Annotated in this window: 12 protein-coding genes and 1 pseudogene; 7 read left to right on the top strand and 6 right to left on the bottom strand. The window is 62.4% G+C overall.

Annotated features, from left to right (window positions below; all coding sequences use genetic code 11):
- Positions 1-120 precede the first annotated feature (120 nt).
- The 6 genes and pseudogenes from AC07RO_RS11020 (at position 121) to AC07RO_RS10995 (ending at position 6205) form a co-directional block, all read left to right on the top strand.
- Positions 121-3063, top strand: a pseudogene (locus AC07RO_RS11020) (monovalent cation/H+ antiporter subunit A).
- Complete coding sequence (locus AC07RO_RS11015; protein WP_065986226.1) at positions 3063-3407, top strand: Na+/H+ antiporter subunit C; 345 nt, start codon at positions 3063-3065, stop codon at positions 3405-3407. Before AC07RO_RS11020 ends, AC07RO_RS11015 begins: the two are co-directional and overlap by 1 nt.
- Positions 3404-5083 (top strand): monovalent cation/H+ antiporter subunit D, encoded by a 1680-nt coding sequence (locus AC07RO_RS11010; RefSeq protein WP_192174039.1) that lies wholly within the window; start codon positions 3404-3406, stop codon positions 5081-5083. The genes AC07RO_RS11015 and AC07RO_RS11010 overlap by 4 nt, the downstream gene beginning before the upstream one ends.
- Positions 5080-5568, top strand: coding sequence for a Na+/H+ antiporter subunit E (locus AC07RO_RS11005; protein WP_282372397.1), 489 nt, complete (start codon positions 5080-5082; stop codon positions 5566-5568). The genes AC07RO_RS11010 and AC07RO_RS11005 overlap by 4 nt, the downstream gene beginning before the upstream one ends.
- Positions 5565-5843, top strand: a complete 279-nt coding sequence (locus AC07RO_RS11000) for a K+/H+ antiporter subunit F (protein WP_192174041.1) — start codon at positions 5565-5567, stop codon at positions 5841-5843. The genes AC07RO_RS11005 and AC07RO_RS11000 overlap by 4 nt, the downstream gene beginning before the upstream one ends.
- On the top strand, positions 5840-6205 hold the full coding sequence (locus AC07RO_RS10995) for a Na+/H+ antiporter subunit G (protein WP_192174042.1): 366 nt from the start codon (positions 5840-5842) through the stop codon (positions 6203-6205). Before AC07RO_RS11000 ends, AC07RO_RS10995 begins: the two co-directional genes overlap by 4 nt.
- A gap of 105 nt (positions 6206-6310) precedes the next feature.
- On the opposite strand, the gene AC07RO_RS10990 is transcribed toward AC07RO_RS10995, so the two are convergent.
- Positions 6311-6778: a hypothetical protein gene (locus AC07RO_RS10990; RefSeq protein WP_192174043.1), complete on the bottom strand. Its 468-nt coding sequence runs from the start codon at positions 6776-6778 to the stop codon at positions 6311-6313.
- A 405-nt stretch (positions 6779-7183) separates the two neighbouring features.
- On the opposite strand from AC07RO_RS10990, the gene AC07RO_RS10985 reads away from it, so the two are divergent.
- Positions 7184-7420, top strand: a complete 237-nt coding sequence (locus AC07RO_RS10985; protein ID WP_192174044.1) for a DUF2789 family protein — start codon at positions 7184-7186, stop codon at positions 7418-7420.
- A gap of 96 nt (positions 7421-7516) precedes the next feature.
- Here the strand turns inward: AC07RO_RS10985 and AC07RO_RS10980 are convergent, their stop codons facing one another.
- The 5 genes from AC07RO_RS10980 to AC07RO_RS10960 form a co-directional block, all read right to left on the bottom strand.
- A complete protein-coding gene (locus tag AC07RO_RS10980; protein WP_495086005.1) occupies positions 7517-8980 on the bottom strand; it encodes a T6SS phospholipase effector Tle1-like catalytic domain-containing protein in 1464 nt (487 codons plus the stop codon).
- Between the two features lie 266 nt (positions 8981-9246).
- Positions 9247-10350, bottom strand: coding sequence for a methyl-accepting chemotaxis protein (locus tag AC07RO_RS10975; RefSeq protein WP_495086040.1), 1104 nt, complete (start codon positions 10348-10350; stop codon positions 9247-9249).
- Positions 10351-11068: 718 nt separating this feature from the next.
- Entirely contained in the window at positions 11069-11473 is a 405-nt protein-coding gene (locus tag AC07RO_RS10970; protein WP_122537744.1) for a TraR/DksA family transcriptional regulator, read from the bottom strand.
- 348 nt (positions 11474-11821) lie between these two features.
- Entirely contained in the window at positions 11822-12844 is a 1023-nt protein-coding gene (locus AC07RO_RS10965; protein ID WP_495086039.1) for an ABC transporter permease, read from the bottom strand.
- 109 nt (positions 12845-12953) lie between these two features.
- Positions 12954-14516: a sugar ABC transporter ATP-binding protein gene (locus AC07RO_RS10960; protein WP_495086004.1), complete on the bottom strand. Its 1563-nt coding sequence runs from the start codon at positions 14514-14516 to the stop codon at positions 12954-12956.
- Between the last annotated feature and the right edge of the window lie 30 nt (positions 14517-14546).

The raw sequence follows: 14546 nt of genomic DNA, 5'->3' as shown, positions 1-14546 counted from the left end.
CACAGACTGTCAACTACGCTGCTGCCTACAAACTTTGTAGGATTCTGCGACATCTTGGCGTTTGGTCATCCCGGACCCTGCACGTATGATCCTTGACATTTCTCCGCAGATTAGAAACCTATGTCCCTGATAGTTCTACTGCTTCTGCCCTTCGTCGGCAGCTGTCTGGCGGCGCTTTTGCCGCACAATGCACGCAACAGTGAATCCATCCTCGCCGGCCTGATCGCCTTGATCGGCGCGGTGCAGGTGGCATTGTGGTATCCGCAAATCGCCCACGGCGGGGTCATCAGAGAAGAGTTTTTCTGGCTGCCCAGCCTGGGGCTGAATTTCGTCCTGCGTCTGGACGGCTTTGCCTGGCTGTTCTCGATGCTGGTGCTGGGGATCGGCGCCCTGGTGTCGCTGTATGCGCGTTAACACATGTCGCCGGACGACCCGGTGCCGCGTTTTTTCTCATTCTTTCTGGCGTTCATGGGCGCCATGCTCGGGCTGGTCATGTCCGGCAACCTCATTCAGATCGTGTTCTTCTGGGAGCTGACCAGCGTCTTCTCGTTCCTGCTGATCGGCTACTGGCACCACCGCGCCGACGCCCGGCGCGGCGCTTACATGGCGCTGATGGTCACCGGCGCCGGCGGCCTCGCGCTGCTGGTGGGGATGATGCTGCTCGGGCACGTCGTCGGCAGTTATGACCTGGATCGCGTGCTGGCCTCGGGCGATGCGATTCGCGCCCACGCCCTGTACCCGGTGCTGCTGACGCTGATTCTGATCGGCGCGCTGAGCAAGAGCGCGCAATTCCCTTTCCATTTCTGGCTGCCCCACGCCATGGCGGCACCGACGCCGGTGTCGGCGTATCTGCACTCGGCGACCATGGTCAAGGCCGGCGTGTTCCTCCTGGCGCGCCTGTGGCCGTCGCTCTCGGGCAGCGAACAGTGGTTCTGGATCGTCAGCGGCGCAGGGGCCGCCACGCTGGTGATCGGCGCTTATTCGGCCATGTTTCAAAACGACCTCAAGGGCCTGCTGGCCTATTCCACCATCAGTCACCTGGGGCTGATCACCCTGCTGCTGGGCCTGAACAGCCCGCTGGCCGCCGTCGCGGCGGTGTTTCACATCCTCAACCACGCCACGTTCAAGGCGTCGCTGTTCATGGCGGCGGGGATCATCGACCACGAAAGCGGCACCCGCGACATCCGCAAGCTCAGCGGGCTGATCAAGCTGATGCCCTACACCGCGACGCTGGCGATGGTCGCCAGCGCGTCAATGGCCGGGGTGCCGCTGCTGAACGGCTTCCTGTCCAAGGAAATGTTCTTCGCGGAAACGGTGTTCATCACCTCGACCGACTGGGTCGAGATCGCCCTGCCGGTGATCGCCACGATCGCCGGGATTTTCAGCGTGGCCTATTCCCTGCGCTTCACCGTCGATGTGTTCTTCGGCCCGAAAGCCACGCGCCTGCCCCACACGCCCCACGAGCCACCGCGCTGGATGCGCCTGCCGGTGGAATTGCTGGTGCTGGCCTGCCTGATCGTCGGCATTTTTCCCACGCACTCCGTCGGCCCGTTGCTGGCCGCCGCAGCGCAGCCAGTGGCCGGGGGGGAATTGCCCGAATACAGCCTGGCGATCTGGCACGGGCTGAACGCGCCGATGATCATGAGCCTGATCGCCATGGCCGGCGGTATCGTTCTGTACCTGCTGCTGCGCGGGCCGATCAAGCGCAAGCAGGTGAACGGGCCGCCGCTGATCTGGCGCCTGAACGGCAAGCGCATGTTCGAGCGCGTGCTGGTGCTGAAGATGCGCGGCGCCCGCCGACTGGTGGGGCTGTTGACCACGCGTCGCTTGCAGGCGCAGCTGTTTCTGATGGTGCTGGCCGCGCTGGTCGCCGGCTTTGTGCCGATGTACGAGAGCGGGCTGAGCTGGGGCGATCGACCGAAGATTCCGGGCTCCGGGGTGTTCGTGATGCTCTGGCTGATTGCGATTGCCTGCGCCATCGGCGCTGCGTGGCAAGCCAAATATCATCGTCTGGCGGCCGTGACCATGGTCAGCGTCTGCGGATTGATGACCTGCGTGACCTTCGTCTGGTTTTCCGCGCCGGACCTGGCACTGACCCAACTGGCGGTGGAAGTCGTCACCACGGTGTTGATCCTGCTGGGCCTGCGCTGGCTGCCGCGACGCAACGAAAACGTGCCGCCACCTTCCCAGGCGCGACGCCGGGCCAAGGTGCGGCGGATCCGCGATTTCGTCCTCGCCGTGGCGGTGGGTGGCGGCATGGCGCTGTTGTCCTACGCCATGCTGACGCGGCCGACGCCGAACGCCATTTCCGAGTTTTACCTGAGCCGCGCCTTGGCCCAGGGCGGCGGCACCAATGCCGTCAACGTCATGCTCGTGGACTTCCGTGGCTTCGACACCTTTGGCGAAATCACCGTGCTGGCCGTGGTGGCGCTGACGGTCTTTGCGCTGCTGCGTCGCTTCCGCCCGCCGAAAGAAAGCATCGCCCTGCCGGCCCAACAGCGTTTGCTGGCCCGTGACGTGGTCACCGATCTGGTCAATCCGCGTCATGCCGCCGACACGGCACTGGGCTTCATGATGGTGCCGGCGGTGCTGGTGCGCCTTCTCTTGCCGGTGGCCTTCGTGGTGTCGATGTACCTGTTCATGCGCGGGCATAACCAGCCGGGTGGCGGTTTCGTCGCCGGGCTGGTGATGTCGGTGGCGTTCATCCTGCAATACATGGTCGCCGGCACCCAGTGGGTCGAGGCCAACATGAGCCTGCGGCCGTTGCGCTGGATGGGGACCGGTCTGTTCTTCGCGCTGGCCACGGGGCTGGGTTCGATGGCCTTGGGTTATCCGTTCATGACCACCCACACCGCACACGTGGTCCTGCCGATACTGGGTGACCTGCACATCGCCAGCGCGCTGTTTTTCGACATCGGCGTGTACGCGGTGGTGGTCGGCTCGACCCTGCTGATCCTCACGGCGCTGGCTCACCAGTCGGTGCGCAGCCATCGCCCGACCTCGCTGCCGCAGCCCATTGAACCGGTCCCGACCGACAGCCCGATTTCACAAGGAGCCATCTGATGGAAGAAGTCATTGCCATTGCCATCGGCGTGCTCGCCGCCTCCGGCGTGTGGCTGATCCTGCGTCCACGGACCTTTCAGGTCGTCATGGGCCTGTGCCTGCTGTCCTACGGCGTCAATCTGTTCATCTTCAGCATGGGCAGTCTGTTCATCGGCAAGGAGCCGATCATCAAGGACGGTGTGCCCCAGGATTTGCTCAATTACACCGATCCCCTGCCCCAGGCGCTGGTGCTGACGGCCATCGTCATCAGTTTCGCCATGACCGCGCTGTTTCTGGTGGTGCTGCTGGCGTCGCGCGGTCTGACCGGCAACGACCACGTCGACGGCCGGGAGCTGGGTGAATGAGTGTGATGAACCAACTGATCGTCGCACCGATCCTGCTGCCGGTGCTGACCGCTGCGCTGATGCTGTGGCTCGGCGAGAAACATCGCCCGCTGAAAGCGCGTATCAACCTGTTCTCCACCGGGCTCGGCCTGGCCATCGCCATCACGCTGATGATGTGGGTGCAGAAAACCGGCACCACCGGTTCCATCGGTGTGTACCTGCCGGGCAACTGGGAGGCGCCATTCGGCATCGTGCTGGTGGTCGATCACCTGTCGGCGCTGATGCTGGTGCTGACCGGCATCGTCGCCTTCTGCGCCCTGCTCTTCGCCCTGGCCCGCTGGGATCGCGCGGGGGCGAGTTTTCACGCGCTGTTTCAGATTCAACTGATGGGGTTGTATGGCGCGTTTCTCACCGCTGACCTGTTCAACCTGTTCGTGTTCTTCGAAGTGCTGCTGGCGGCGTCTTATGGCCTGATGCTGCACGGTTCGGGACGGGCGCGGGTGTCGGCGGGCCTGCATTACATCACCATCAACCTGCTGGCCTCGTCGCTGTTCCTGATCGGCGCGGCGTTGATCTATGGCGTGACCGGCACGCTGAACCTGGCGGATCTGGCGATAAAAATCCCTCAGGTGCCGGAGGGCGACTTGGGCTTGCTGCACGCAGGCGCGGCCATTCTGGCGGTCGCGTTTCTGGCCAAGGCCGGCATGTGGCCGCTGAATTTCTGGCTGGTGCCGGCCTATTCTGCCGCCAGCGCACCGGTGGCGGCGCTGTTCGCGATCATGACCAAAGTCGGCTTCTACACCCTGCTGCGGTTGTGGACGCTGCTGTTTTCCGGTCAGGCCGGCGCATCGGCGTTCTTCGGCGGGGACTGGCTGATCTGGGGCGGCATGGCCACCGTCAGCGTGGCGGCGATTTCCGTGGTCGCCGCCCAGCGCCTGGAGCGCATGGCCAGTCTGAGCATTCTGGTGTCGGCGGGGATTCTGCTCTCGGCGGTCGGTTTCGCGCAGCCTAGCCTCACGGCGGGGGCATTGTTCTATCTGGTCAGCTCAACCCTGGCGCTGAGTGCGCTGTTCCTGCTGGCGGAGCTGATCGAGCGCTCACGCTCGGCCAACGACATCGCCCTCGACGAGGACGCCGACCAGTTGCCCAAGGCACTGGAGTCGTTGCACCCGGTGCCGGGTACCAATCTGGATGACGAGCAAAAGGCCGTGGTCGGCCACGTCATCCCTTGGACGATGGCGTTTCTGGGCTTGAGTTTCATTGCCTGCGCGCTGTTGATCATCGGCATGCCGCCGTTGTCGGGCTTCCTCGGCAAGCTGACGCTGATCAGCGCCCTGCTCAATCCGTTGGGCCTTGATGTGGCGAAGGCCGAAGCCATTCGAGCTGACAGCTGGACGCTGGTGGCGCTGTTGATTATTTCCGGGCTGACGTCGCTGTTTGCCTTCGTGCGTGTCGGCATCAAGCGCTTCTGGACGCCCCAGGAACATGCGGCGCCCCTGCTGCGGCTCAACGAGTGCCTGCCGATCGCCTTGCTGGTGGGCTGCGCGGTCGTACTGACGTTCAAGGCCCAGGCGCTGTTGCATTACACCCAGGACACCGCCCAGGCGCTGCATGATCCACAGCAATACGTGCTGTCGGTCAAGGCAGCCAGGCCGATACCGGGGCCGGCCTCGGCGACGCCGGAGGTGCAGCCATGAAGCGTCTGTTTCCAGCGCCGCTGTTGTCACTGTCGCTGTGGGGGTTGTGGCTGTTGCTCAACCTGTCCCTGAGTCCGGGCAATCTGCTGCTGGGCGCCCTGCTCGGTTTTTTCGCGCCCTACATCTTCGCGCCGTTGCGCCCCTCACCGGCGCGGATCCGCAAACCCGGCGTCGCCCTGGGCTTGTTCCTGCTGGTGGGTCGCGATGTGGTGGTGTCCAATCTGGCGGTCGCGTGGGGAGTGCTGCGCGCGGGTCGCCGCCCGCCACGCTCGGCCTTCGTCAAAGTCCCGCTGGACCTGCACGACGCCCATGGACTCGCCGCGCTGGCGATGATCTGCACAGTGGTGCCGGGCACGGTCTGGTCCGAACTGGCGCTGGATCGCAGCGTGCTGCTGATGCATGTGTTCGATCTGGACGACGAAGCGGCCTTCATCGAGCACTTCAAAAGCACGTACGAACGGCCACTGATGGAGATTTTCCAATGAGCGCCCTGCTCACAAACGCGATCCTTTTTACGCTGTCGGTGTTCGCCATCGCCATGGTCCTGACCCTGATTCGCCTGTTCAAAGGCCCGTCGGCGCAGGACCGGGTATTGGCGCTGGATTACCTGTACATCCTGGCGATGCTGATGATGCTGGTGCTGGGGATTCGCTACGCCAGTGATACCTATTTCGAAGCGGCGCTGCTGATCGCGCTGTTCGGCTTCGTCGGCTCATTCGCGCTGGCCAAATTTCTGTTGCGCGGTGAGGTGATCGAATGAATTCGTTGCAGGTTCTGCCGTTCTGGGTCGAAGTCCTGACCGCCGCGCTGCTGGTGCTGAGCAGCCTGTTCGGCCTGATCGGCGCGCTGGGTCTGCTGCGCATGAAGGACTTTTTTCAGCGCATGCACCCGCCCGCACTGGCCTCGACCCTCGGCGCATGGTGTGTGGCGCTGGCCTCGATCGTCTACTTCTCGGCGCTGAAGGACGGCCCCGTGTTGCACGCGTGGCTGATCCCGATCCTGCTGGCCATTACCGTTCCGGTGACCACTTTGCTGCTGGCACGCACCGGGCTGTTCCGCAAGCGCATGGCCGGCGACGACGTGCCACCCGAGGTCAGCGACGGCAGACAGCAGGGGCATTGAGCCTGGGCTAAAGGTTTTTTCCGGGCGCAGACGGGCCCGCTACCCATCGCTTGGGCGTGGGGGATGTGGGCGCGATCCGTGTGCAGGCGTATTGAAGCGCTGTGCTTACTCGCTGGCTTTGAACGTCAGTTCGCCCTTGCGCCATTTGGCGGCTTTGGCGGTGGCGGCTTTGAGGACTTTGCTCAGGCCGGTTTGAATCTGTTCGTGGGCGGCGAACACCATGAAAATGCTGTGGGACTCTTTGAAGACGATGCCGTGGCCTTCAGGCACTTCGACAAACGCGTATTCGCCCAGACCGTAGATGGTCATCTTGATGTCGCGGAAGCGGATTTCGAACTTGCCGCCTTCACGGCTGGGCAATACGGCGGCTCGGAAGTGGTCACCCACTTTGAGTTCCAGCCCGGGCTTATCATCGACCACCAGTGCGGTTTCGGTGTCGATCTCCGACATGTAAATGCCTTCAGGGGATTGTTCGATGACATAAACGAATCGCGCCTGGAACAGCTTTACCAACTTCGCGCGCACGTCTCCGAGCACGAATAATGCGTGGGTATCCAGATTACCTACTGCCAATGTACAAACTCCCAACCAGATAGGAACCCGCCCGGACAGCGGACCGGGCGGGAAAGAAACGAGAAATGGTGCGTCCTGAAGCCGGACGCTGGCGTTAGCATGGATTCTACCGGCAGTGAGTCTATACGGGATATATCCCTTTCGTACGGTGTGAAGTGGTTTTTGTCAGACGATGTTCAGTGGGACTGGCTTCAGCCGGGAAGAGGCCTGTTTGGGCGCCCTCAATTCTTCGGTGTGACACCTGACGCTTTCCCGGCTGAAGCCGGTCCCACTAAAAGCACGCGGTGTGTCAGTGGCCCTTCGGGCAATCAGTTAGAACTCTTGCCTGCCCCGCGCACTCCCATGCAACAGAAGGTTACTCACTGACCACGCCAATCCGGGTCCTTGACCCGTTCGGGAGAAAAAATGGAAATCATGACGCCGTCGCTTGAGCTGTTGTTCGAACAATTGGGGCTGGAGTCCGATCAGGCCAGCATCGACGCGTTCGTCGCCGGGCATCATCTGCCGGAAGGTGTGAAAGTGTCCGAAGCCGAGTTCTGGTCGCCGCAACAAGGGGCGCTGTTGAAGGAAAAAATCCAGCTGGATGATGACTGGGCACCCATCGTCGATGAGCTGAACGTCTTGCTGCACACCCCGACCTGACCCGTCGCACGTGCAAAAAAATGGCGGCCTACCAAGGCCGCCATTTTTTTTGCCGGATTCGCCATCATCGCCACCCGTTGCTTCAATGCATTTCGCTCACTGTGGATAAGCAAGTTGACCAAGATTGGTGAACGTCTGCCGGCCATTGAGCGCAGGGGCATGCACGAACAACCCATCGACCAACGCGTCGCGTCGGGCATTGTTCCAGTGGGCCGAGCGATGGATGTAGCGCCGATACAACAGCGTCTGCTCGGCGTCACTCAACGCACCGCCCTCCCCTTTGGCGTGGCTGATCAGCTTGGCGGCTATGGGCCGCAACTCCGGTGGCAGGCTTGTTTCCGCTGATTCTTTGATGGGCAGGAACGGCACGCCCTCGTCGCATGCGAGCGCGTGCATCAGCCGCAGGTAAACAAGGGCGAGGTGGTTGTAGACGCGTCGCTCCAGCTTCACCGTCGCCACCACTGTCTTGACCCCGCGTGAGCTGCTGGCGAACCGTTCGAAACATTCCACGCCCAGCGAGGCGCTGTCATCGGTGGGGTCGAGCAGACGCCCCGCATCAAGAGTGGACAGCTCGGCGTGGGCCTGCAGCCAGGCATCCGTCGTGTCATAAGGCGTGCTGACGCTGACCAGGCTGCGGCGAGGCCGGAACAGCGAGACTTTCTCCATTTCCTGGGGCTGATAGCCGCCACCGATGTCCGAATGGCTGCCGGGCAGTACGATTTCCTGGGGCCAGTCGGGCTTGACACTGTTGAGCACGAAGTTGCGCCGATGCTCATCGCCGGCCACCAGGTGCAGCACTTGCTGCGCGCACCCGGGGGGCAAAAACAGATTGACCCGCTTGTTGACCGCATCCCGAACGCTGCCCAGATCGGAAATCCCGCCCACGGCGGCGACCGTGTCGAACAGGCCGATGACCTTCAACCGCACGCTGCCACTGGCCCATGAAAAGCTGTCCGAAAGCGGCAATTTGCGGGGGTCGAGCACGGGGTCCAGCGCGCCACGGGATTTTTTCAGCACTTCGTTGGCCAGATGCCGGGCCGACGCCGCTCCTCGACTGAAGCCAAACACGTCCAGCTCCAGCGCCCCGATGACACAACCCGGGTTGTCGCTTTCAAACGTGTGAAGTTCATCGGCAAGCTTTTTGATGCCACGCAACACTTTCGCCACCACGCCAGTGGTGCCGCGACCGAAGCCCTGGCCCGACAAGCGGGAATCGCGCCCGCCAGAGGTCGTGCCAACGCCACTGACATACACCGCGCCATACACAAACAGGCCGTCTGCATTAACGATTGCCTTGCGCTGTTGTTTATATAACCCGGCCAGTCGCGCGATATTGGTCGGGCTGTTGCTGTAACTGCTGCCGGCGTCAGTGTGCCGACCGCCACATTCTTTTATATGCACGCCGCCGTAGACTTCCGCCATGGCCTGGCAGTCGGCGCCGATCTGGCTATTCACCCGGTTATTGCCGGTCCCGTCGAAAAACACACCTAAGCGAACGGTGACCTGCTGCGCGCCGGCGCGGGAATCGACCGACGCGTGACTGATAGTTTTTTTTGTCATTTGATTCATCCGTGAGTACTGACATGAGTCCCGAACAGGCGGTTACATATTCGGACATATACTCACAGGATGATCGCAGTTAACGTTCCGTCAACCGATGGAACTGCACTTCAGACGCGTCCTACTTCAATATCGGACGGTTAAATAATTAAAGGGCCTAAGTCGTACAATTGACGCTCCCCGAAGATCTGCAAGCTTCAAGCGGCAAGCCACAAGACGCGCGATCACTGATAACTGCTCTTCACTTGCAGCTTGCAGCTTGATCCTCAGCTTTTCTCCGGCCTATAACCCAGCCGCAGCCCGCCCCAATGCCGCCCCTTGACGACGATGGGCACGGAAAGATCGTGCATCAGTTCGCCGGTGTCGCGGGTGTAGGTCTGCAACAGCACCGGCTGCTGGTGACTGCCACAGCGAATGCCGGTGCGGTCGTCGAACTTGCGCTTGCTGCGGTTGTTCACCGCGTCGACCGCCGTATCACCCGTCAGCGGCCGGCTGAACACCTGATTGTGGGTCGGCACGTAACCCTGCTGCGTGCAGGCGATGGCGAAAACCAGACCCTCATGACGCGTCAGCAGCGGTTCCTGAATGGCCGGCAGCGTTTGATCGGTGTAGCGGTCGAAGCGCGTCTGGTACTTGGCCGGCGAGGTGTTGGGGATGGGCTGGTAAGTGCGGTCGAACAGATCGCTCAGGCTAACCCGGCCCTGATCGATGTCCTGCTCGAACGTCGCGGCGATCTGGCTGGCGCCTTCCCGGGCGAGGTCATAAATGCGCTGGTGGTAGTCATCCAGGCCGACCTGGGCCAGGCGCTCGCTGATGGTTTCCGCCTGCTCTTCCATCTGCAACGCCGACTGCGCCAGGCGCCGGGTCTGGTCATCGCTGATCGCAAGGTCGCTGCGCATTTGCTCGACGGCCACGAACAGGCTGCTCAATTGCTCCTGATTGGTCTGGGCGCCCCGCGCGATTTCACCCACCTGTTGCTCTACCCCAACCGCCAGCTGAGCGATGTTCGCCAGTTGCTGCCCGGTGGATTCGACCTGGGCGACGCCGCCACTCAGGTCGCCCGATAACTGCCGAATCTGCTCGACCACCTGACGGGTGCGCTGCTGAATATCGACGACCATCTCCCCCACTTCACTGGTCGCCGTCGCCGTGCGCCCGGCCAGTCCGCGCACTTCGTCGGCCACAACGGCAAAGCCACGGCCGTGTTCGCCGGCGCGCGCGGCTTCGATGGCGGCGTTCAGGGCGAGCAGGTTGGTCTGGCTGGCGATGGACTGAATCACTGCCGTGACACGCTGGATGTCTTCGCTGCGCTGGCTGAGGGCTTCGATGAGTTCACGGCTGCTGTCGGCCCGTTCGCTGAGTTGGTGCATCAGGCCGATGGATTCATTGAGGACGCTGAGCCCCGCGCCGCTGCTCTCCCGCGCCTGGCTGGCGGCGGTCAGCGCTTGCTGGCTAAGCGTGGAAGTGGCGCGCTCGGTGGCGATCATCACGTCGGCGCTGCTGACGATCTGCTCGGCCGCGTTGACCTGGGACTGCAGCTTGCCCGCCAGTTGCCTGACGGAAAACGCCACGGCCGCCGCAGACAGCGCATTGTGACTGGTGCTCCGGGACAGATCGCGGGTCAGACGGGTCATGCCGTCTTCGCCCGCTTCTTCCGCTGCCACCGGCGTTCGGCCGGCGAACAGCGACGGTAACAAAATTGGCAACCATAGGATCAACAGCCCAATGAGCAGGCACACGTAAACCGACACACCACCCCAGACCATCGCCGCGAACAGCAGACACAGCCCAAGGCTTTGCAGGCCGGGCGTCAGCCAGCGCGAACCGGCGGCGGTCCGCTTGTCGAGAGCCCCGTGAGCGGGTTGAGAGGGTGTTGCGGCGTGACGACCTTTCGCATCCATGTCCGGGACCTGCCCTGCTTTCATTATTGTGAAAGCATTAAACGCCCAAATAGCGGCCATGCGCCATGAGTCATTGGTGGTAGTCGGTCGGAATGTGCGGCGAAGGAAGGGGCTTACGCAGTCAGCGCGTAAAGGGTACGCAATGGAACGGCTCGACCACCCGTTGCGGGCGGTCGAACCCGAGGGATCACGCCTGACGCTGGTGGCGGTCGATCTGCTCGTGACGTTCCTGAGCTTCGATGCAGTACTTGGTGGTCGGGCTGATCAGCAGGCGCTTGAGGCCAATGGGCTCGCCGCTGTCTTCGCACCAGCCAAAACTGTCGTCAGCGATACGGCTCAAGGCCATTTCCAGCTGTGGCAGCATGCGCTGATCGCGGTCAATCACGTTCACCAGCCAGTGGCGCTCTTCTTCCACGGAAGCGGCGTCGGCCGGGTCAGCCGGGGTGTCCAGGCTTTCGATCGCGATACGGCTCTGCTCGATGCGCTCGTGGATTTCGACTTTCATGGCTTGCAACAGGTCGACGAAGAACGCGTGCTGCTCGGCGTTCATGTAGTCATCGGCCGGCATCGCCAGCAACTTTTCCTTGGTCATTGATTTCTCTATAAAAAAACGTGCATTAAGGCGATCTCAAAGGTGCGCCTCAACCTGGCATTAAACGCGCCGTAGTCTCGAAGCGCCGCTTGGCACTCAATTTACGAGGGGCGGCAGTCTAAGGCCGGGTTCGGTACTCGGCAACATAATTGATCAGGATTCGTCCAACAAGGGTTTGAATACCCGGTGGCATTGGGTCGCGCCGGGGTTTGATCGCACCCTTCGCCCAGCCCGGGCGTCCTCGAAACGAGGCAGATGGTGTCTGACCGACCGTGGCCTGATCGGTTCAAATCGATGAAAAACGAAAAGGGCCTGCGAACAGGCCCTCTTTGATGACACCTGAACGACTCAGCGCTTGAGCTTGCGCTTGTTGCGGTACTGATCGATGACCACGGCGATGACGATGATCAGGCCCTTGATGATGTCCTGCACGTAGGCATCGACGCCGACGAAGGTAAAGCCGCTGGCCATGACTCCGAGAATCAGCGCGCCGATGACCGTGCCGGTGATCCGCCCCACGCCACCGGCGAGGCTGGTGCCGCCGATCACCGCCGCCGCAATGGCGTCCAGCTCGTAGGAAACGCCCATCCCGGCCTGCCCCGTGGCCGCCCGCGCCGAGGCGACAACGCCCGCCAGCCCGGCCAGCAGACCGGCGATGCTGTAGACGATCACCAGATGACGCTTGACGTTGATCCCCGAGGTGCGCGCCGCCTGCATGTTGCCGCCGATGGCGTAGGTGTATTTTCCGTATTTGGTGTAACGCAGGGCGATGTGAAAGATCACCGCGACCACCAGAAAAATGATCACCGGCATGGCGCCCTGGCCGATGGCGGTGTAGGAATCATTCAGCATGCTCACCGGCTGACCGCCGGTGTAATAGCGCGCCAGGCCCCGCGCCGACACCATCATGCCCAGCGTCGCGATGAACGGCGGGATGCCGGTGATGGCGATAATGCTGCCGTTGATCGCTCCCGCGAGCAGCCCCACCCCAAGCCCGGCGATGACCGGCGCCCACACCGGCAGGTCGGTCAGCGACGGAAACACCGCCCGGGTGTAGTCCGACGATTGCGCCAGGCTGGCGGCAATCATCGCCGACAGCGCCAGCACCGAGCCTGACGACAAGTCGATGCCGGTGGTGATGATGACCTGAGTCACGCCGATGGCCAGCAGGCCAATGATCGACACCTGCAGAATCATCAGCACCAGCCGCTGGGAATTCATCAGAAAGCTCTGATCGCGGACGATCCAGCCAAACAGCTCGAAAATCAGGCCGATGCCGATCAGCACCAGAAAAATGCTCAGTTCGGTGGGCAGCCGGCGCTTGTGTTTGCGAGGCGCCAGCGCGGGTTTGTTGTCCAGCATCGCGTTCATCTTCATGTGTGCCTCTTGTTCTTGTTCGACCCGACCGGGGCATGCCACTGGGGCGTGGCGCAGTGCTTGAATCGGCGCTTCTGTCGCCAGCGATCGTGTGAATAGGGAGTCAGTGAACAGGGTTTCCGGACGCCAGGTGCATGACCCGTTCCTGGGTGGCCTCGGCGCGGTCGAGGGTGCCCATCATTTCGCCTTCATGCATGACCATGACCCGGTCGCTCATGCCCAGCACTTCCGGCAGTTCGGAAGAAATCATGATCACCGCCATGCCTTCGCTGGCGAGCAGGGAAATCAGCCGGTAAATCTCGGCCTTGGCGCCGACGTCGATGCCACGGGTCGGCTCATCGAGAATCAGCACCCGCGGGTTGGTCATCAGCCAGCGCGCCAGCAGGGCTTTCTGCTGATTGCCGCCGGACAGCGTGTCGATGCACTGCTCAAGGGACGGCGTCTTCACCCGCAGTTTTTTGCACATGTCTTCGCACAGCACGCGCAGGGCTTTCTGATGGACGAAACCGTTGCCGACGTAATGGGGCAGCACGGCCATTTCCATGTTTTCACCCACCGACAGGCACGGAAACAGGCCGCTGAGCTTGCGGTCTTCGGTGAGCAGCGCAAAGCCTTTCTCGATGGCGAAGTGCGGGTCGCTGACACGGATCGGCGTGCCGTCGAGGAAAATGTCCCCGCGCGTGCTCGGGGTGATACCGAAGATCGTTTCAGCGACGTTGGTGCGCCCCGATCCCATCAGCCCGGCGATGCCGAGTACTTCGCCCGCGTGCAGGTCGAACGACACGCCCTCGAACACGCCGTCCAGCGCCAGGTCGCGCACCGACAGCAGCAGCTTGCCGACGGGCTGGTCGCGTTCGGGAAACAGCTGGGTCAGTTCACGGCCGACCATCATGGAAATCAGGCTGTCGCCGTTCATGCTGTCGGCCCGCTGCAGGCCGATGTAGGCGCCGTCGCGGAACACCGCCACTTCATCGGCGATGGCGAACACTTCGTTCATCTTGTGGGTGATGTAGATGATGCCCTTACCCTGGGCGCGCAGGTCGGCAATGATCGAAAACAGGTGGGCCACCTCCGTCTCGGTGATGGCGGAGGTCGGCTCGTCCATGATCAAGACGTCGGAGTCGTAGGAAACGGCCTTGGCGATCTCGACCATCTGCCGTTCGGCGATGCTCAGGTTGCCGACCATTTCTTCCGGATCGAGGTTGATGCGCAGGCGTTCGAGCAATTCCGCCGTGCAGCGGTGCATCGCGCGGTGATCGACCATGTGCAGGCCGTTGAGCTGCTCGCGGCCGATCCAGATGTTTTCGGCGATGCTCATGTGCGGCATCAGGTTGAGCTCCTGATGGATCATGGCGATGCCCGATTGCAGCGCCGCCAGCGGCGACTGGAACACCACCGGCTTGCCGCGCAGGCGGATTTCGCCGGTGTCGGGCTGGTAGATGCCGGCGATGATTTTCATCAGCGTGGACTTCCCCGCGCCGTTCTCGCCCATCAGCGCCAGCACGCTGCCGGGCCGCACGCGCAGTTGCACGTTGTCCAGCGCCACCACCCCGGGAAAGCCCTTGCTGATGTTGGTGATTTCCAGCAGATAAGGGTGTTCGGCGTCGCTCGCCATCCCGGAAGCGGGTGGATTGTTTGAAGCCGAAGCGGTTGCGGAAGCGAACATGGTCACAGGCTCCTCGAGTGACAGGGCGGC

The sequence above is a fragment of the Pseudomonas sp. GW821-FHT07F05 genome (assembly GCF_059418765.1).
The sequence above is the reverse complement of the archived record's forward strand: the minus strand, read 5'-3'. Positions and strand labels throughout refer to the sequence as shown.

What these genes read in the sequence shown, in the direction of transcription:
- AC07RO_RS10985 (WP_192174044.1), top strand. Translation starts at nt 7,184, where the DNA reads ATGGAAATCATGACGCCGTCGCTTGAGCTGTTGTTCGAACAATTGGGG.
- AC07RO_RS10995 (WP_192174042.1), top strand. Translation starts at nt 5,840, where the DNA reads ATGAATTCGTTGCAGGTTCTGCCGTTCTGGGTCGAAGTCCTGACCGCC.
- AC07RO_RS10975 (WP_495086040.1), bottom strand. Translation starts at nt 10,350, where the DNA reads ATGCACCAACTCAGCGAACGGGCCGACAGCAGCCGTGAACTCATCGAA.
- AC07RO_RS11000 (WP_192174041.1), top strand. Translation starts at nt 5,565, where the DNA reads ATGAGCGCCCTGCTCACAAACGCGATCCTTTTTACGCTGTCGGTGTTC.
- AC07RO_RS11015 (WP_065986226.1), top strand. Translation starts at nt 3,063, where the DNA reads ATGGAAGAAGTCATTGCCATTGCCATCGGCGTGCTCGCCGCCTCCGGC.
- AC07RO_RS10980 (WP_495086005.1), bottom strand. Translation starts at nt 8,980, where the DNA reads ATGACAAAAAAAACTATCAGTCACGCGTCGGTCGATTCCCGCGCCGGC.
- AC07RO_RS10970 (WP_122537744.1), bottom strand. Translation starts at nt 11,473, where the DNA reads ATGACCAAGGAAAAGTTGCTGGCGATGCCGGCCGATGACTACATGAAC.
- AC07RO_RS11010 (WP_192174039.1), top strand. Translation starts at nt 3,404, where the DNA reads ATGAGTGTGATGAACCAACTGATCGTCGCACCGATCCTGCTGCCGGTG.
- AC07RO_RS11005 (WP_282372397.1), top strand. Translation starts at nt 5,080, where the DNA reads ATGAAGCGTCTGTTTCCAGCGCCGCTGTTGTCACTGTCGCTGTGGGGG.
- AC07RO_RS10960 (WP_495086004.1), bottom strand. Translation starts at nt 14,516, where the DNA reads ATGTTCGCTTCCGCAACCGCTTCGGCTTCAAACAATCCACCCGCTTCC.
- AC07RO_RS10965 (WP_495086039.1), bottom strand. Translation starts at nt 12,844, where the DNA reads ATGAACGCGATGCTGGACAACAAACCCGCGCTGGCGCCTCGCAAACAC.